The sequence below is a fragment of the Mycobacterium cookii genome (genome assembly GCF_010727945.1).
GTDB lineage: Bacteria > Actinomycetota > Actinomycetes > Mycobacteriales > Mycobacteriaceae > Mycobacterium > Mycobacterium cookii.
Window position 1 is genome coordinate 3,039,570 of record NZ_AP022569.1, and the last position, 17,863, is coordinate 3,057,432.

Here is a 17,863-nt window from a genome sequence, read left to right on the forward strand (position 1 = left end):
GAGCTCATCGGAGGGCGAGGGCTGCCGCCGTAGCCACATCACCTCGCAAGTACGCGATTGGCGGATCCTCTCGCGGATCGATCGCGCTCGTGAGCAAAACGACGTAGGTATCCGAGCGTGGGTCCATCCACAGCGAGGTTCCGGTAAAGCCGGTGTGGCCGAAGCTGCCGATAGGAAAGATCATGCCTCGCGTACCGGAATAGGCGGTGTCGATATCCCAGCCGAAGCCACGTAGGTTTTGTCCCCTGATCGCCGGATAGTGCGGGGCGAGTAGCGGATCGTATGTGTTCGGTGTTTTCGCGATGGCTTCTTGGGCGGCGTTGTTGGCTGCCTCAATTTGCCCAGCGGTATGTCCGGGCTGCTCAGGAGTCGTCATCAACTCCAGCGTTGCCTGCTTCAGCGGAAACTTGCTCGGGCGGCCCGCCAGCCGATCAAGCAGCGCCTGCGCATAGATGCTGACGTCGTGCACCGTCGAGAACACACCGGCATGCCCGGCCACCCCACCCATGCGGCGCGTCGACGGGTCAAACACAACGCCCCGAAGCAAGAAATCGAAATCGGGATTCTTGCCTGGATCGTTCCTGCTTTCGTCGTCATGTGTCGTCGGTGCGATGCGCGACAACAGACTCGTGCTCCACGTGCCCGCAGGACAATCCCCTGACATGCCCCCTAGTGGCGCGGGGGCCCAGCCAATCGCAGCTCCCCGCAGCACATGTGGGCCACATGCTTTAGCCGGGGGAAGATAGCGGGTTTCTTCCATACCAAGCGGCGCAAAGACATTCTGTTGAACGTAAACATCTTCCGGCTCGCCAGTGACTTTCTCGATCAGCGCGCCAAGCAGAATGAAGTTGATGTCGGCGTAGTTGAAAACCTCGCCGGGCTCCGACTGCAGCGGCATCGTGAGGGCACGGAAAATGCCTTCTCGCTTGTCGGCTCCGCCCAGTCCCCATGGATCGTCGAGGCGTACGTCTTCCGGTTCGCCTGAAGTGTGCGTCAGCAACATGCGAACCGTCACCATTGCACGTTGTGGATCGTTGCCCGTGTTGAAGTCAGGCAAATACGTCTGCACGGGGTCGTCGAATACAACCTTGCCTTGTTCGTAAAGCTGCATGACCGCGGTCGCGGTTGCGAGCGGCTTCGTCAACGATGCGATGTCGAAAATCGTGTCCTCGGTCATCGGCTCCGCGGGCGCAGGCGATCCATCCAGCCCCGATTCGCCGGCAAGCTTGCGCAAGCCGTACGCCTGTTGGAAATCGACATTGCCGCCATGGCCGATCGCCACCACGCCACCTGGCACCGTCCGTGCCGCAATCGCATCGTTCATCAGCTTGGAGACCGTTACGAAATCCGGTGCGGCAGCCGCATTGGGCGCCGGTGGCGCAGGCGGGGGCACCGCTGCGGGCGCCGGCATCGGCGCAGGTACCGCAACTGGCACCGGCATTGCCTGCGGGCTGTCCTTCAGGGCTGTGCGCGCTGCACCGCCGCACGAGGCGACCGCCGCGAGAGTAAGCGAGACAATTGCAACAGCAACTGCCTTTCGCAGCGATGGCCCCGTGCTCGTAGTCCGCCTGCCGTCATGAGCATCGCTCACGCCAACATCGTGTCACCACTAGCCGGCCAGCGTGCGCCAATCGGCGGCCGCACAGCTCGCTGTTCGGCACGGATTCTTGCGATGTCCCCCCGACCGTCCTCACCGCGCTGTTGGACCGGCTCGGACGCTACGACCCGGCGGCGGTCATCGCGGGTTTCGCCGTCGATCCCCTCAGCACGGCGGGCTTTCCCGAGATCACCACGACCATCAGCCACCTGCGTGACGTCCTCGGCGACCCGACCTACGAATCGTTGGCCCGCAAGGGGGAGACGATGACCATCGCCGAGATTGTGATGCACGCCTACGACCAAATCGACCAGGCCCGAGCAGAACTCAAGGCCGTATCGACATAGCCGCTACGGCTCCGACCAAGGTTTGAACGGGTTGACCGCGAATTGGATCACCCGGTACGGAGCCCGCGCCTGCGGGTCACTGTTGTGCCACTGGCTGACGAACACCCGCAGCTCGTCCAGCGTCGAACCCGGCGAAATGTAGCCGCCGTACGGCTGGGCCAGTCGGTTGTCGTGCGGCGACGGCAGGCTTTCGGCGGGTTCGGGCCACTCGTCGTGCTGGACGACCGTGGTGACCGGTGCGCTGCCCAGCGAGGTCGGGTCGTCAGCCACCCGCACTTCCATGTTGCCGGTGCTGGAATTGAAATACGACAACACCGACTTGCCATCGATCTGGGTGAAGCTGATCTCACCAATCGTGTCGCCCCACAACGGTGTTGGCGTCCTACCCCAGCCCCCGCCGGGTCCCGACGCCCAGCCTTGCCACCGGGAGCGGTCGCCGAAATTGTGCGGCGCGACCCGGTAGAGCACCGCCGGCTGGCTGCGGTCGAAGTTGTCGGCGACGATGTAAACCCAGCCGGTCTGCGACTCGGGTGTCGGTATCGGGTCGTAGTAGCCGCTGACCTGCGACTGCTGCCCGTCCGCGTAACCGCCGTCGCGAACCGACCCCGGGACGGTCTGCCAAAGACCATGTGTCGGTTCGGCTTTGACCAGACGTGAGCTCTGTGGCACCAGGTCTTTGGTGGTGGTCACCAGCAAGTAGTTCTGCCGGTTGATCTGTACGACACCGGCCGGTAGCTGCGAATCGCCCGGCGGCGTCGGGTCGGCCAGCAGCGGCTCGGTGACGCCGGTGACCCCGGTATATTTCACGCCGTCCGGGTCGTCGACCGACGACGTGTCGACCCGTAACGCGATCGGCGAATAGTAGCCACCGAAGCCGACGCCCTGGCCAGCAAAGCTGTCGCCGCAGACCTGTTCGACCTGGGTCGGAAATTCGATGAACACGCACAGGTCGGTGGCCCCGATGCCGTATTCGCCGGTGGGTGTGCCGGTTCCGGCGGTCGGGCCGATCCGGATCACCTCGCCGGGCGCCAGCGGTGGCAGCACCGGCTGAGGCATCGGCGCGGGCGGGTCGGCGTGCGCGAACGAGACCCCTTGGCAGACAAGCAGGACGGCGATCAGCGACGATCGCGCCAGGTTCACCCGCGAGTCAGAGCTCGGCGGCGAGGAGCTCGGCAATCTGAATAGTGTTCAACGCCGCGCCTTTGCGCAGGTTGTCGCCCGAGACGAACAATGCCAGACCCCGCCCGTCCGGCACGCCCGGGTCGCGGCGAATCCGCCCCACCAGGGAATCGTCGACGCCGGCGGCTGCCAGTGGCGTCGGGACATCGACCACCGTGACTCCCGGTGCACGAGAAAGAATTTCGCGAGCTCGCTGCGGCGACAGCGGTTGGGCGAACTCGGCGTTGATCGACAGCGAGTGACCGGTGAACACCGGAACCCGCACACAGGTACCGCTGACCAGCAAGTCCGGAATGCCCAGAATCTTGCGGCTTTCGGAGCGCAGCTTCTGGTCCTCGTCGGTCTCACCGGAGTCGTCGTCGACCAGCTTTCCGGCCAGCGGTACGACGTTGAACGCGATCGGCGCGACGTAGGCCTTCGGCTCCGGGAAGGTCACCGCGCTGCCGTCATGCACCAGCTGTTCGGCGTCGTCGATGACGGCGCGGGCCTGCTCGGCGAGCTCGGCAACGCCGGCCAGCCCGGTGCCGGACACGGCCTGGTAGCTCGACACAATCAGGCGCACCAGCTGAGCCTCGTCGTGCAGCACCTTGAGCACCGGCATCGCGGCCATCGTCGTGCAGTTCGGGTTGGCGATGATGCCCTTGGGACGCCGGTGTGCGTCGCGCGCGAAGTTCACCTCGGACACCACCAGCGGCACGTCGGGGTCCTTGCGCCAGGCCGACGAGTTGTCGATCACCGTCACACCCGCCGCGGCGAACCGCGGCGCCTGCACCCGCGACATCGCCCCACCGGCGGAGAACAACGCGATGTCCAGGCCGGTCGGGTCGGCCGTCTCGGCGTCCTCGACCTCGATCTCCTGGCCACGGAACGGCAGCTTGCGGCCCTGCGAGCGAGACGACGCGAAGAACCGCACGCTGCTTGCCGGGAAGTCACGCTCGTCGAGCAGCCTTCGCATCACCTGGCCCACCTGGCCGGTGGCGCCCACTACGCCAATGGCAACCATCTCTAACGTCCCGTCCCCGCGTACACCGTGGCCTCCTCGGCACCGCCGAGGCCGAATGCTTCGTGTAACGCGACAACGGCCTTGTCTAGTTCGGTGTCGCGGCACAGCACCGATATCCGGATCTCCGACGTGGAGATCAGGTCGATGTTGACGCCGACTTCGGCCAGCGCCTCGCAGAAGGTGGCGGTGACCCCGGGGTGGCTGCGCATCCCGGCGCCGATCAGCGACACCTTGCCGATGTGGTCGTCGTAAAGCACTTGGCTGAACCCGATTTCGTCTTTGAGCGAATCCAGCTTCTCCACCGCGGCCGGCCCGCTGTCACGGGGGCAGGTGAAGGTGATGTCGGTCTTGCCGTTCTCGACCTTGGAGACGTTCTGCAACACCATGTCGATGTTGACGTCGGCGTCGGCGACCGCGCGAAACACCTTGGCGGCGTAGCCCGGATAGTCGGGGATGCCGACCACCGTCACCTTGGCCTCGCTGCGGTCGTGTGCGACGCCGGTCAGAATGGGCTCTTCCATGGGTATGTCCTCAATCGATCCGGTGACGAGGGTGCCCGGCTTGTCCGAGTACGACGAACGGACGTGAACCGGAATGTTGTAGCGGCGGGCGTACTCCACGCAGCGCAGCATCAGCACCTTGGCGCCGCAGGCGGCCATCTCGAGCATCTCCTCGAAAGTGACCGTGTCCAGGCGGCGGGCGTTGGGCACGATCCGCGGGTCGGCGCTGAAGATCCCATCCACGTCGGTGTAGATCTCGCAGACGTCGGCTTTCAGGGCGGCGGCCAGCGCCACCGCGGTGGTGTCCGAGCCGCCGCGGCCCAGCGTGGTGACGTCGCGGGTGTCCTGGCTGACCCCCTGGAATCCAGCCACCAGGACGATCCGCCCCTCGTCGAGCGCGGACTGCAGTCGGGTCGGGGTGACGTCGATGATCTTGGCCTTGCCATGCGCGCCTGTCGTGATGACGCCGGCCTGAGATCCGGTGAAGGAGCGCGCCTGCGCACCCAGCGATTCGATGGCCATCGCGACCAGCGCGTTGGAGATCCGCTCGCCGGCGGTCAACAGCATGTCCAGTTCGCGGGCCGGCGGCGCCGGGCAGACCTGCTGGGCCAGATCGAGCAGGTTGTCGGTGGTGTCGCCCATCGCCGAGACCACGACGACCACGTCGTTGCCCTGCTTCTTGGCGGCGACGATGCGTTCGGCGACCCGGCGGATCCGCTCGGCGTCGGCCACCGAGGATCCGCCGTACTTCTGCACGACGAGCGCCACTGTTGCTCTTTCAGGTCAGGAGGGTACTGGTGAGTAATAGTCGACAAACAGAATACTTGCGCCGGCGTCGGGCGTTCACCGCCGTCTTAGTCGCCGCGGCCCCGGCGGATGACCAGCGCCAGTCCCTCGCGATCGGTGACGTCGAGCTTGATGCAGGCCCGGTAGATGTGGCCTTCCACGGTGCGGGTCGAGACGACCAGCCGGTCCGCGATGTCACGGTTGCTCAGCCCCTGCGAGACGAAGCTGGCGATCTCACGCTCGCGGGGGCTCAACGGCAACGGCTGCGACGCCATCTCCAGGGCCGGTGTGTGCACACCGCCGCAGGCCGCCGCGAGCCGGTCCGCGGTGGCGGCGCAGTCTTGGGCATGGCGGCGATCGTCGGCCGCCCGGAACAACGCCGCTGCTTGGGCGGCCGCGTCCGCGGCCGACAGCAGCGCCCCAATCGATTCGAATTGCTCTGCAGCCGAACACAATTCATCGGCATCAGACGAAAGCAGGGCGGCCCCGTAGGTGGCCAGCGGCGCGGCCAGCCGCCCGCCGATGGTGTGCGCGATGTCGACCAGACGCTGCAGCGAGGTGAGGTCGCCGAATCGGGCCGCGTCATGCAGGGCGACCATCTCCACGGCCCGTTGGCCCGAATCCCGGGCCAGGTCGGCTGCTTCCAGGGCACGCGATATCGCCCCGCTGACGTGGCCTTCTGCGGCGGCGAGCCACGCCTCGACGAGGCGGAACTGCGGTTCGAACACCGCCACGTGGCGGCCGACCTTGCCGCGCAGTTCGTTGACCGTCTTCGCTGCGGCGTCGACATTGCCCAGTACGCAATGGGATTGCGCCAGCAGCATCGCGGCCGGGAAGCTCCACGACGCCGCGGACTCCGCCGCCAACGCCGCGACGGTTTCCTCCATCCGGGGCGCGGCCAGATCGAATCGGCCCCGGGCGACTTCCACGGCGCCCAACAGGATGTTGGACATGCCCCAGGCGAGGTACTGACCGGGCGAGGAGATCTGGCCGATGTGCCCGGAGCGTGCCTCGGCGTCGTCGAACTCCCCGGCCAGTGTCAACGCGCGAATCTCGCCGAACATCGTGGGGTAGCGCAGCAGGCTGTCGAGCTCGTTCTCGATCTGGCGCCCGCGTTCGACGATCGCTGCCGCATCGTCCACCCGGCCGGCCAGCGCCGCCGCCAGCGTCCCGCCGAACACCGCCCAGATGAGCGCCCACGGTGATGCCGTCGCGTCGTCCAGCACTCGCTGCGACGCGACCGCGGCCTCGTCGAGCAGGTTCTCAAAGGCCCGGGTCGCCGACGCGACCCCCTCGACGACAAGCCGCAGCGCCGGGTGGCTGACTCGTCGCTGCAGCAGGTGCAGCACTTCGTCAGCCCGTGCGGCGTCGCCCATCGACCAGTGCAGGTTCGCGATTCGCGCCATGCCCCAGCGCACCAGCTCCAGCTCGTTCATGCTGTCCGGGTCGAACGCGTTCAGGACGTCTTCCGCCTCGGCCGCCCGGCCCTGCCACAGCAGTGACCGCGCCAGCAGTTCGCTGGCCACCAGCCCGCCGCCGCGCTCCACCGAGGCGCGCGCGAGGCGTTCACCCAGGGTGATGTTCGTCAGTGCGATGGCGTCGTGCGCGGCGGCGGCGAACAGCTCGCTGTCGGCGGTCGAGTCGCTGTCCAGGGCCAATTCCGCCAGCCGAATGCGTTGTGCCGGTGCGTGAACCGGCTGCTGATGCATCGCGGAGAAGAGTTCGCCCTTGAGGCGACGGGTGGCAGCGCGGCCGAGTCCACGCCGAATCACTTCGCCGTAGAGGGGATGGGTGAATCGGACGTCCAGTGTGTGCGAGTCCTCCACGACGCGGATCAAGCCGCGCCGCTCGACGCCCTCGACGGTGTCGGGCCCGACCAGGGTCGACAGGGTGTCCAGGGACAGCGGTTCCGCGAAGGCCAGTAGCTGCAGGGTGTGCGCCTCGTCCTCGGGCAGCTGCTCGATACGCGCGTCGAGCAGCGAGGCGAGCTCGGACGTCACCGCGGTGCGCCCGCGCAGCTGCCAGACACCGCGCACCTGCCGAAGGGTGCCCGCTTCCAGCGCACCCTCGACGAGATGCCGGATGTACAGTGCGTTGCCGCACGATGCCGTCCACATCAAATCGCCGGACAGGCCCTCCAGCCGACCGCCGAGCGCCTCCTCGACGAGGGCCAGGCACTGCGTCTTGCTGAACGGTGTCAGCCTCAGCCGTTTGAGGTACCCGTCCTTCCACAACGATGTGATCGCATCGGGAACGGTTTCCCCGTCGCGGACCGCCGCCACGATTCGCACGGATCCTTCCAGCGCCAGCTGGTGCACCAGCGTCGCCGAGAGGTGGTCGAGCAGGTGCGCGTCGTCGACGCCGATGATCGAATGCTCGGCGCTGCGGATTGTTTCGCGCGCAGCGGCCAACCCGGCGATCGGATCCCGCGACGCCGCCGGGCCGACCAGATGCGCGAAGACGCCCAACGGAATCGACCGGGCCGACTCGGTCCCCGCCACCCAGTGCACCGGCGTCGGCAGCGACTGGGTGACCGCCCGCGCCAAGGTGGTCTTGCCCACCCCGGCGTCCCCGAACAGCACGATTCCGGCGAAGTCCTGCGTCCCGGCCAGAGCCGAGCGAATAGTGCCGAATTCGTCTTCCCGGCGCACGATCGGCCAGGACCGAGTGTCCACGACCAGCGATGATACCGCTATTCCGGACATCGAGTCCGGAATAGCGGTCCTCGTCACAAGCGGTGCGCCGCAGGGTCGCCGGTCACGACGACACCGCCTGGATCGCCCAGAAGTCACTGGCCAAGTGCGCGTGGCTGATCGGTGAGCTGTCGGCGCTCGCCTTGGACCCGGTCAGGTACTGGTAGGGCATGTAGAAGTAGCCGTGGTCACCCCACGACTGGCCCCACGAGTTGCGAACGATGACGTGGCGCTCGGGATCCGAATAGCCGACGGCAAGGACTGCGTGGCCGCCGACAACGGACTCACCCGCCTTGGGCAGCGGCATCACGCCGGTGCGCGCGACGGCCTGGGATTCGAAACTCTCGTACACGGTGAAACCGAACACGACCGACAGATTCGACGCGATCGCGTCTTTGAGGTCGCCCAGCGATTGGATCGACTCGTATTGAACCGCTTTATCTTTCGTCGCGGCGACGTAGCAGCGCCGCGGCGGCTTCACCGCGAACATCCCGGTGTCGTAGGGCCACAGGGTCTCCGGGCACACCCCTTCGGTGTTCACGACCTTGATGCCGTCCCTGATGACCGCGCCCGAGTCGCTGGACACCGTGCCTTCCAGCGCACGTTCGTTGTAGTAGACGAACAACCGAGACGGCACGAAATCGGGCAACCCCTGACGGTCCCGCTCGTACTCCATCGCGCCGGCGATCGCGTTACCGGTGCATGAGCCGAGCTGGCCCTGGTCGTAGACCGGCGGCATCGACGGCCGCAGGTCGTGCTCGGGGGGCAGGCTCGTGAGCCTCGGCGCATACATCCTGTCCCGGGCGTCCGGCAGCTGCGGCCGCCAGCCATAGCCGCGCACATGGCTCCAATCCTGCTCCTGCTCAACAGTTTTGATGGGACGAGCCTCTCGTAGAACGGTCATTGCATCCTCCTATTGTTGTGATGATCCATTGACCGTAAAAACATCGGCTACCCAGCGGCTTGCGTACCCGACTACCCGACTTCTGGGCCGGTCGGGGACATCGCCACGAGTAGTACGCGGTCGACAGGTACCGGCGTTTTCCCGGCCCAACAACGAGTAGGGCGCTACGCGTGCCTTCGTTCGCCGGCCCGAGCAGCGTTGTCCGCACCAAGACGGCCGATGAGTTAAGGCGACGAAGGAAAGCACCTGGCCACCGGACGCGGCGGTCCGCCAACCCGGCGGTCGTCGACCAAAGATGCTGTAGCAGAACACGAAACAGGATAGGAGTATCGAAATGGCAACCATCAATCTGGACAAGAAGGTCAAGATCAAGACCTTCAGCCCTGCGCCCGAACTCGACCCGCTTACCGCCTCGGCGAAAAGCCTGGCGCAAGCCGGACTACCGCCCCGACCCACCGACCCGCATCTACTGGAGCGCTACACGCGTTTCTTCACACAGACGAAAGACAAGTTCCACTACATCGAGCCCACATTCCGGGTGGATCCGACCAAGTCGACACACCCCAACAGGGCGGCAAAGAACGGCGCCGGCACCGAAACGTCCGGCAATTGGTCGGGCGGCATCGTGTATGCGCCGAGTGGCCAGTCGTTCAAATGGATCGAGGGCGACTGGGTGGTGCCCAACGTGTACCCCACGGCGCAGAACGAATGGCAATACTGCGTGAACTGGATCGGCATCGACGGCGATGGTTCGGGCGACGTATGTCAGGCCGGCATGGCCTGCGCCGTCTACCAGAGCGGCAGTTCGATCACGCGAACCATTTATCCGTGGCACGAGTGGTACCCGTCGAGCTGGGTTGAGATCACGAATCTGCCGATCAACCCGGGCGATCTGGTCTCCGTGCTGATCTGCACCGCCCAGGGCGCCGGATCCACCACCGCGACGGTCTATTTCGGCAACCACAGTAGTGGCGCCTCGACGTCCTACCAGATCACGGCTCCGTCGGGGACGACCCTCGCGGGGAACAGCGCGGAGTGGGTTGTCGAGACGCCCACGGTGAACGGCTCGGTCACTTCGATGCCGGACTACGGCGAGGTCTTCTTCTCGGTCTGCGAAGCAAGCCTGACGAATGGCTCGTTGGTCAACGGTGGCACTGGCAACAACATCAACCTGGTACAGAACGGCAAGACGCTGTCAACGGGTGCACTGATAACGCCCACGGTCGTCGAATGCCAATACGCGGGCTCGGCTCCCTGACCCGCCGACCCTCAAGGATCACGCCGCCGAAACCCGGCGGCGTGACTCCTGGCCCGGGCACCGCACGCACCCCTCACGCCAGCGCCGCTACTTGCCGAACCCCAAATGCCGGAGCCGAGTTTGAGTAGCGCTCTACGCGTGCCCCGGCGCACATCGAACGGGGACGCTCAGCCTCGGACAGCACAACGTAAACCCCGACTTCGGGACACCGACCTAGAAAGAAGTACCGACATGTCGAGCGCCACACACCACAACACGGCCGCTGCAGACGGCCCACCCGGAAGCGCCACCTTGGGCAGAACGTTCCCGGTCAACGACTACGCACTGGAGCGGATCATCTACCGCGCGCCACATGAGGCGCTGGCACCGATTCCGTGGCCAGACGGACTCGCTCCGCACGGCGTCGCCTACGACCGCCCAGCCGATCAGCCGTTGCCCCTTGCGGATGTCGTCGTCGTGACGTGGACGGTGGCCGAGGGTCAGGCCTTGGCCGACGTGCTGACGCCTGGGATTCCGAGCATGTCCTGGAAGCCCTACGCTCACCACTGGAGTGCTTATGAACCGCAGTTGACCGGTCGCTCGCCGGCTCGGCAGGCCGGCTGCCTGGGCTACGTCGCGACGACCAAGATCGGCAACGTCAATGTGTTGTTGATCAAGTCGGAGCTACACCTTGCCACCGACGGGATTTCGGCGCCGATCGTGGCGTTCTGGCAGCAGATCGTCGCCGAGGCACGGCCACACCTGGTTATCACCACCGGAACCGCCGGCGGCATCGGCGCCGCCACCCAGCTCGGCGATGTCTTCGTCGTCACCAATGCCAAGTTCAACTGCGCCAGGGATTTCAAATCCAAGCCGTGGGCTCAGCAGCTCTTCACTGGAGCCGCAATCCACGCCGACGGCCATGCGTCGAGCTTCGGTGCGCTGACGGCACCGAACGCCGGGCACTTGCGGCCGGTGGCCTCCCGTCCCCCGGTGCTGAGCTTCGGCGCAGCGGCCGGCGGCGTGGAAACCGTCGACTATTTCGGCTTCGCCGACACCGCCGACTCCTTCGGCATCGTGCGCAACTACCCCGACGCCCGGACCGAGGAGATGGACGACGCCACCCTGCCGCTCGCCCTGTCGCAGCTGCCCAGCCCGCCACTCTGGTGCTCGATCCGCAACGCCAGCGACCCGCAGGTGTCGTCGGACCTCGGCGACCTCGATGCCCAACGGCGCTGGGCCAACCAGATTTACAAGCGATACGGCTACTGGACCTCGATCGGGTCGGCGATCGGCACCTGGGCGGTCATCGCCAACGTAAGCTGAGCCGGAACGACGAGTCTGCGAGGCACCCCATGAGCCAGGTACGACAGCGGCGCGAAAAGACCTCCACCGCAAAGAAATCCGTCGCGGCCAAGAAGACCACGAAACGCGCGGCGGCGATACCGGCAGCGCCCGTCCAGGGCTATCTCGGTGACATCACCGGCCCGGGCATCACCGACTCGTGGGGGGTCACCGGCACCGACCTCGGCGTCAGCGCCGTCGCACCGAACGGCAAGCTGGTGTCGGTGTTCGGAGACACCTTCTCCGGCGACAGCGTCGGTCAGGGTGACTGGCGCGCCCCGGTCGCGCTGATCGGGACCGGGGACGCGAATACCAAGATCCAGTACGCGGCCGCGGCCGGCGAAGACGCCGATTATGCGCAGCAGTTGTGGGCCTATGTCCATGACAGCCCACCCTGGAACCGCGGTGGGATCAGCACCGTCATTCCCTCCGACCTGTTGGTCATCGGGCAGACGATGTACCTGCACGCCATCGTCAACCGCGGCTTCGGCAATGTCATCTGGACCGGCATCTGGGCCTCGACCGACAACGGCGCCACGTGGCAGGAGATGGGCGCCCGGGCCACCTTCCCCGCGTCGCTGCACAACGGTTACGCGCAGCTGTGGTCGTGGGACTACAACCCCGACGACGGTTGGGTCTACGTCGTCTCCACCGGGTTTCAGCGCGACAAGGGCATCATTCTTCGACGGGTGCGCCCCGACGACATCGGTGACATGTCGAAGTACTCGGGCTGGGGTTGGGCCGACAACCAGTGGGCTTGGGACAACGCGCCGACCCCGATCACGCCGCCCGCCGAGACCTGGGGCGAGCTGACCCTGCGCCGATTGGACTGCGGCACATGGATATTGGGCGGCTTCCTGTCGTCGCAGTACGCGCTGAGTTACCGCACGATCGACAGCCCGACGGCCAACCTCTACGAGGCTGAGCTGCAGACCCCGTTGGTCGGGTCGACCTGGGACGCCCAAGACCTGGCGAACAACCAGGTTGCGCAGCTCTACGGCGGCTATGTGCTGCCCGGGTCGACGCTGGATGCTCCCGGCGGTGTCGGGCTGATCGTGTCGCAGTGGGATACCGCAACCGGCTGGCCGTACCGGGCGATGCAGTTCAAGGTGACGCTGACCGACACGACCAAGGTCGCAGCGGTCCAGCGCCCCGCTGCCCGCGCCCGTCCACGCAAACGCCCGCAGCGACGGGGCGTCTGATATCCAATAGTGGCCCGCGGATGCGCTCTGCAGAGAGGTGGTCACGATGGCCAGCAGCAATGAGGTGTTGTGGGGCGACGAGCCCGACGAGCACGATTACCCGGCGGCGGCCGACTATCTCGCCCTGCTCGCCACCGCCGAGCAGATCAGCGAGATCGTGGCGGCGCTCAAGCAAGCCCCAATCGTGCGCAAGAAGGCCAAGGACCTGCTGCGGGCGTCGTGCCTGCAGCTGTTGCCGGTAGACAACCCGCACGTGAGCCGAGACCTGAAGAAGATCAAGAAGGGTCAGCGCCTGTCGCCCATCCTGGCCGTCCGCGGCGACCTCAACACCGGGGTGGCGATGCAGATCGCCGACGGCTACCACCGGGTCTGCGCGAGCTACTGGACCGACGAGAACACCGACATACCCGTGCGGATCGTCCCGGCCACCAAGTAGCGAGCAGGGGTTTTGGGCAAACCCGCGGGCGGGGTACAGTACACAGCGTGCAGCGGGTGCTCCTTCTCGGACGCCGCGACAGGGCCTGATCCAGACCGGCTTCCTGTCGCGGGTGTTCGCGATGCGCCGGTCTAAGCCTCTAATGGGCGCCCTTCTGAAAATCCGGAGCAATGACCGTGACGACTTTTAGCAAAACGTCGGACGACTCCCCCGACGCATTCACCTCACACAGGACGATCACCAAACCCGCAGGCCCACCAAACGCCGGCCAGCAGGCGTGGAACACCCAGCGCGGATCGTCGATGCCGGTCAGCCGGTATCGATCGTTCGCCGATGAGGTCGAGCCCGTCCGCTTGGCCGACCGCACCTGGCCCGACCACGTCATCGACAAAGCACCGCTGTGGTGCGCGGTGGATCTGCGCGACGGCAACCAGGCGCTCATCGACCCGATGAGCCCGGCCCGCAAGCGGCGCATGTTCGACCTGCTGGTGCGTATGGGCTACAAGGAGATCGAGGTCGGCTTCCCGTCGGCCAGTCAGACCGACTTCGACTTCGTTCGCGAGATCATCACCGAGGGTGCGATCCCCGAGGACGTCACCATCCAGGTGCTGACCCAGTGCCGGCCCGAACTGATCGAGCGGACCTTCCTGGCCTGCGAGGGCGTCCACCGTGCGATCGTGCACTTCTACAACTCGACGTCAATCCTGCAGCGGCGCGTCGTCTTTCGCGCCGACCGGGCTGCGGTGCAGGCGATCGCGACCGACGGCGCGCGCAAGTGTGTCGAGGAGGCCGCGAAATACCCGGGCACCCAGTGGCGCTTCGAATACTCGCCGGAGTCCTACACCGGGACCGAGCTCGAGTACGCCAAGCAGGTGTGCGACGCCGTCGGCGACGTCATCAAGCCCACCCCGGACAACCCGATCATCTTCAACCTGCCGGCCACCGTCGAGATGGCCACACCCAACGTCTACGCCGATTCGATCGAGTGGATGAGCCGCAACTTGAAACGGCGCGATTCGGTCATCCTGAGCTTGCACCCGCACAACGATCGCGGAACCGCGGTCGCCGCAGCCGAATTGGGTTATCAGGCCGGAGCTGACCGGATCGAGGGCTGCCTGTTCGGCAACGGCGAACGGACCGGCAACGTATGCCTGGTGACCTTGGGCCTGAATCAATTCTCCCGCGGCATCGACCCGCAGATCGACTTCTCCAACATCGACGAGATCCGTCGCACCGTCGAGTACTGCAACCAGTTGCCGGTGCCCGAACGTCACCCCTACGGCGGCGATCTGGTGTACACCGCGTTCTCCGGCAGCCACCAGGACGCGATCAACAAGGGCTTGGACGCGATGAAAGTCGCTGCGGACGAAGCGGATTCGGACGTCGACGACATGCTCTGGCAGGTCCCGTATCTGCCGATCGACCCACGCGACGTGGGCCGCACCTACGAGGCGGTGATCCGGGTCAACTCGCAGTCCGGCAAGGGCGGGGTGGCCTACATCATGAAGTCCGACCACGGCCTGGCGCTGCCGCGGCGGCTGCAGATCGAGTTCTCCCAGGTGATCCAGAAGATCGCCGAGGGCTCAGGCGGCGAGGGCGGCGAGGTCACCCCGAAGGAGATGTGGGACGCGTTCAACGAGGAGTACCTGGCCCCGATCCGGCCGCTGGAACGGATGAAGCAGCGGGTCGACGCCTCCGAAGAGGACCACGGCGTCACCCGGATCGTCGCGACGGTCAAGGTCGACGGCGCCGAGACCGAGATCAGCGGATCGGGCAACGGCCCGCTGGCCGCGTTCGTCGACGCGCTGGCGCACATCGGGTTCGATGTGGCCGTGCTGGATTACTCCGAGCACGCGATGAGCGGCGGCGAGGACGCTCAGGCCGCCGCCTATGTCGAGGCGTCGGTGGGCGGTCGAACCGTATGGGGTGCCGGCATCGCGCCGTCGATCACCACCGCCTCACTGCGCGCCGTCGTGTCGGCGGTGAACCGGGCCGCCCGGAAATAAGGCGTCAGGCCTCGACCTTGGCCAGCACCATGCCAGCCAGGGTCTGGGCCTGAGCGCAGTTGTCGGCGCTGACGATCAGATAGATCCAGCCCTTGAGCACGTCGAGGGTTGCTGGCGGCGCGACGAAGCAGAAGGCCCGATCGCCCAGGCCGGAGACGTCCTGAACCTTGCCGGCGGTCTGCTTGTTGGCGAGGAATCCCTTGGACTGCGCGTTGAGGCACTGCCCGTCGGCGGGCTTGCCCTCGACGCAGTACAGGTTGTTCCAGTACAGCTTGAAGGTGACGTCGTTGCCCGCGGTCGGTATCGCGGCGCACTGCGCTTCGCTGGGCGATTGGCTGCCCTCCGGCGCGGGAAACGCCCGGCCTACCACGCGACTGATTTCGGATCCGCTGAGCAGACCGCAGAAGTTCTCCGGGACGTGCACGCCCGCTGTTTTCGATGCCGTACCGACGTTGCCGGGCGAACCGCAGGCCGCCAACGCGGCAACCACCGCTGCCAGCGCAGCCCACGTCCGCCGACGGCTTCGTGTGATCGGCATAGAGCTGACGACTCCTAGTGCTGGTTGTGCCACGCGGCGATGGCGTCGGCGAATTCGGTTGGAGCGTCTGACTGTAGGTAGTGGCCCGCCCCGGACAGTACGACGGTGTGGTGCCGGGGCAGCAGCGCCTCCCAACGCCGTCGTTCGTTGTCGCGGAACGCGATGTCCGCGTCCCCCCACACGATCAGGGTAGGCAGGTCTGCGAGCGTCGGCAGCCCGTGCTCGAGGTCGGCCAGAAAAGCCTGCGCCGCGAGGATGTCTTTGGGAAAGATCGCGCTCGGCATCCGCCGCTGCGGCGTCGGCAAGGCCTGCCGGTAATGGTCCATCTCCGCTGCAGTCGGCCGGCGGCGCCGATGCCCGGCCGGAATCATGGCGTTGACGAAGAAATTGAACCGCCTGATCAGCAGGCGCCCGATCGGACCGCCCATGAACCGGGAGAACATCTCGAAGTGAAGATCGCCGTTGACCGGCCACGCCCAGGTGTTACCCACCACCAGCGCCGAGAAACGCTCACGGCGCGCGACGGCAGCGGTCAGGCCGATGGGCCCGCCCCAGTCCTGGACGACCAAGGTGACATCGCGCAGGTCCAGACGGTCCACGAATTCGCCCACCACCCGGGCGTGGTCGGCGGGATGGAATCGGTAGCCGGGGGCCGGGCTCGACAGCCCGAACCCCGGATAGTCCAGCGCGATGCACCGAAACGTCGCCGACAGCTGCGAGATGACGTCGCGGTAGACGAACGACCAGGTCGGATTCCCGTGCAGCATGAGCAGAATGGGGCCGCGACCTTCGTCGACGTAGTGCACGGTGTTGCCGTCGATTTCGAGGAATCGGCTGGTGAACGGAAACAGGGTGTCGTCAACCCATGCCGGCCGCATACCTGCCATCAAAACCGCCTGGTGACGATGCGCGCCGCGCAGCGGCGGGAGGAGGAGTCGGGCATCAAAACCGCCCGATGACGATGCGCGCCGCGCAGCGGCGGGAGGAGGAGTCGGGCATCAAAACCGCCCGATGACGATGCGCGCCGCTGCGCGGAGGAGGAGTCGGGCATCAAAACCGCCCGATGACGATGCGCGCCGCGCAGCGGCGGGAGGAGGAGTCGGGCATCAAAACAGCGCGAACTGCTCGCCCGCATGTGCTTCGCCGACACCGGCGCGGCCCGCGACCGCGCCGACGCAGTCCATGAACTTCGCGTCGGACACCAGCGGTACCCCGAGCTCGTGGGCCAGATAGCCCTTGCCGCGGGCCGGCCGGCGTTCATTGCAGATCACCAGCGAGGTGTCCAAGTCGACGGCTTCGGCGTAGGCCAGGCCGGTGTGCAGGATCCGCTCGACCAGCTCCTCGTGGGTTCGCTGAACCTCGGCGGCCAGCGCGACCCGCATGCCCTGAATCAGCGGCCCACCGCTGACATAGGGGCCAGGGTTCGGATACGGGCACGGCATCCGGGACGCCAGCACCTTCAACGGCCGAAGCTCGTCATGGGTGACCCGGCCGCTGGGCCAGCGCCGCCGGGTGACGGGCCGCACCGGCAGCCACACATCGCGTTCGCGGGCCCGCCGCAGCGAGGCCGCGAGCACGTCGGTCAGCACCACGGCGTCGTCAAACGCATCGTGCGCCCGTCGCTGGGTCACCCCCCAGTGCGCGGCCAGCGTCTCCAGTCGCAGGTTGTCGGTGCCCAGCTCCAGCCGACGGGCCAGCTCGACCGTGCACATGACGCTGTCGATCGGCAGCTCGACGTCGGCCAGCTCGGCCTCCGCGGTCAGGAAGCCGTAGTCGAAGGCGACGTTGTGCGCGACCAGCGTTCGTCCGCGCACCAGCTCCACGACATCGCCGACGATGTCGCTGAACTGCGGCTGGTCTTCGAGCATCTCTGCGGTCAAGCCGTGGATGTGGGTCGGCCCGGGATCCACACCCGGATTGAGCAGGCTGACCACGGATTGCTCGACCCGCCCGTCGGCGTCGAGGGCGAGCACGGCGAGGCTGATCACGCGGGCGTCGCCGGGCTTGAAGCCGGAGGTCTCGACGTCGATGACGGCCCAGCCGGCTCCGGGCTCGGTCACCGGCCTGCCCCAGGACGTCGTGAACATGAAT

At 66.5% G+C, this 17,863-nt stretch carries 15 protein-coding genes; 6 read left to right on the plus strand and 9 right to left on the minus strand.

The features are described from left to right. Positions 1–4 precede the first annotated feature (4 nt). A complete protein-coding gene (locus G6N27_RS14460; protein WP_232065090.1) occupies positions 5–1,411 on the minus strand; it encodes a serine hydrolase domain-containing protein in 1,407 nt (468 codons plus the stop codon). Between the two features lie 290 nt (positions 1,412–1,701). Here G6N27_RS14460 and G6N27_RS14465 point away from each other — a divergent pair, with 290 nt between their 5' ends. After that, entirely contained in the window at positions 1,702–1,944 is a 243-nt protein-coding gene (locus G6N27_RS14465; protein WP_163776950.1) for a hypothetical protein, read from the plus strand. A gap of 3 nt (positions 1,945–1,947) precedes the next feature. Here G6N27_RS14465 and G6N27_RS14470 read toward each other — a convergent pair whose 3' ends face one another. The 5 genes from G6N27_RS14470 to G6N27_RS14490 all read right to left on the minus strand — a co-directional run bounded on the left by G6N27_RS14470 (position 1,948) and on the right by G6N27_RS14490 (position 9,009). After that, positions 1,948–3,000 (minus strand): DUF4185 domain-containing protein, encoded by a 1,053-nt coding sequence (locus tag G6N27_RS14470; RefSeq protein WP_179963398.1) that lies wholly within the window; start codon positions 2,998–3,000, stop codon positions 1,948–1,950. Between the two features lie 91 nt (positions 3,001–3,091). Then, a complete protein-coding gene (locus G6N27_RS14475; protein ID WP_163776951.1) occupies positions 3,092–4,126 on the minus strand; it encodes an aspartate-semialdehyde dehydrogenase in 1,035 nt (344 codons plus the stop codon). 2 nt (positions 4,127–4,128) lie between these two features. Beyond that, positions 4,129–5,394 carry an aspartate kinase gene (locus G6N27_RS14480; RefSeq protein WP_163776952.1) on the minus strand — a complete coding sequence of 422 codons (1,266 nt, stop codon included), beginning with the start codon at positions 5,392–5,394 and terminating at the stop codon, positions 4,129–4,131. A gap of 86 nt (positions 5,395–5,480) precedes the next feature. Continuing rightward, complete coding sequence (locus G6N27_RS14485; RefSeq protein ID WP_372513017.1) at positions 5,481–8,087, minus strand: helix-turn-helix transcriptional regulator; 2,607 nt, start codon at positions 8,085–8,087, stop codon at positions 5,481–5,483. An 82-nt stretch (positions 8,088–8,169) separates the two neighbouring features. Further along, positions 8,170–9,009: a C1 family peptidase gene (locus G6N27_RS14490; RefSeq protein WP_163776953.1), complete on the minus strand. Its 840-nt coding sequence runs from the start codon at positions 9,007–9,009 to the stop codon at positions 8,170–8,172. A gap of 334 nt (positions 9,010–9,343) precedes the next feature. Between G6N27_RS14490 and G6N27_RS14495 the strand changes: the two genes are divergently transcribed. The 5 genes from G6N27_RS14495 (at position 9,344) to leuA (ending at position 15,234) form a co-directional block, all read left to right on the plus strand. Then, on the plus strand, positions 9,344–10,267 hold the full coding sequence (locus tag G6N27_RS14495; protein WP_163776954.1) for a G1 family glutamic endopeptidase: 924 nt from the start codon (positions 9,344–9,346) through the stop codon (positions 10,265–10,267). Positions 10,268–10,498: 231 nt separating this feature from the next. Continuing rightward, complete coding sequence (locus G6N27_RS14500; protein ID WP_163776955.1) at positions 10,499–11,572, plus strand: hypothetical protein; 1,074 nt, start codon at positions 10,499–10,501, stop codon at positions 11,570–11,572. A 29-nt stretch (positions 11,573–11,601) separates the two neighbouring features. Then, positions 11,602–12,792, plus strand: coding sequence for a DUF4185 domain-containing protein (locus G6N27_RS14505; protein ID WP_163776956.1), 1,191 nt, complete (start codon positions 11,602–11,604; stop codon positions 12,790–12,792). A gap of 46 nt (positions 12,793–12,838) precedes the next feature. Beyond that, positions 12,839–13,228 carry a ParB N-terminal domain-containing protein gene (locus tag G6N27_RS14510; RefSeq protein ID WP_163776957.1) on the plus strand — a complete coding sequence of 130 codons (390 nt, stop codon included), beginning with the start codon at positions 12,839–12,841 and terminating at the stop codon, positions 13,226–13,228. Positions 13,229–13,398: 170 nt separating this feature from the next. Next, positions 13,399–15,234 (plus strand): 2-isopropylmalate synthase, encoded by a 1,836-nt coding sequence (leuA, locus tag G6N27_RS14515; RefSeq protein ID WP_163776958.1) that lies wholly within the window; start codon positions 13,399–13,401, stop codon positions 15,232–15,234. A 4-nt stretch (positions 15,235–15,238) separates the two neighbouring features. On the opposite strand, the gene G6N27_RS14520 is transcribed toward leuA, so the two are convergent. From G6N27_RS14520 to G6N27_RS14530, 3 genes are all read right to left on the minus strand, one after another. After that, positions 15,239–15,772, minus strand: coding sequence for a hypothetical protein (locus G6N27_RS14520; RefSeq protein WP_163776959.1), 534 nt, complete (start codon positions 15,770–15,772; stop codon positions 15,239–15,241). A gap of 14 nt (positions 15,773–15,786) precedes the next feature. After that, positions 15,787–16,659, minus strand: coding sequence for an alpha/beta fold hydrolase (locus tag G6N27_RS14525; protein WP_163776960.1), 873 nt, complete (start codon positions 16,657–16,659; stop codon positions 15,787–15,789). Between the two features lie 219 nt (positions 16,660–16,878). Continuing rightward, positions 16,879–17,859, minus strand: a complete 981-nt coding sequence (locus G6N27_RS14530; protein ID WP_163776961.1) for a DEDDh family exonuclease — start codon at positions 17,857–17,859, stop codon at positions 16,879–16,881. Positions 17,860–17,863 lie beyond the last annotated feature (4 nt).

Bases quoted from the DNA above. Each gene is read 5' to 3' on its own strand.
- G6N27_RS14460 (WP_232065090.1), bottom strand. From the start codon at position 1,411: ATGCCGGCGCCCGCAGCGGTGCCCCCGCCTGCGCCACCGGCGCCCAAT.
- G6N27_RS14470 (WP_179963398.1), bottom strand. From the start codon at position 3,000: ATGCCTCAGCCGGTGCTGCCACCGCTGGCGCCCGGCGAGGTGATCCGG.
- G6N27_RS14475 (WP_163776951.1), bottom strand. From the start codon at position 4,126: ATGGTTGCCATTGGCGTAGTGGGCGCCACCGGCCAGGTGGGCCAGGTG.
- G6N27_RS14490 (WP_163776953.1), bottom strand. From the start codon at position 9,009: ATGACCGTTCTACGAGAGGCTCGTCCCATCAAAACTGTTGAGCAGGAG.
- G6N27_RS14495 (WP_163776954.1), top strand. From the start codon at position 9,344: ATGGCAACCATCAATCTGGACAAGAAGGTCAAGATCAAGACCTTCAGC.
- G6N27_RS14500 (WP_163776955.1), top strand. From the start codon at position 10,499: ATGTCGAGCGCCACACACCACAACACGGCCGCTGCAGACGGCCCACCC.
- G6N27_RS14505 (WP_163776956.1), top strand. From the start codon at position 11,602: ATGAGCCAGGTACGACAGCGGCGCGAAAAGACCTCCACCGCAAAGAAA.
- G6N27_RS14510 (WP_163776957.1), top strand. From the start codon at position 12,839: ATGGCCAGCAGCAATGAGGTGTTGTGGGGCGACGAGCCCGACGAGCAC.
- leuA (WP_163776958.1), top strand. From the start codon at position 13,399: ATGACCGTGACGACTTTTAGCAAAACGTCGGACGACTCCCCCGACGCA.
- G6N27_RS14520 (WP_163776959.1), bottom strand. From the start codon at position 15,772: ATGCCGATCACACGAAGCCGTCGGCGGACGTGGGCTGCGCTGGCAGCG.
- G6N27_RS14525 (WP_163776960.1), bottom strand. From the start codon at position 16,659: ATGGCAGGTATGCGGCCGGCATGGGTTGACGACACCCTGTTTCCGTTC.
- G6N27_RS14530 (WP_163776961.1), bottom strand. From the start codon at position 17,859: ATGTTCACGACGTCCTGGGGCAGGCCGGTGACCGAGCCCGGAGCCGGC.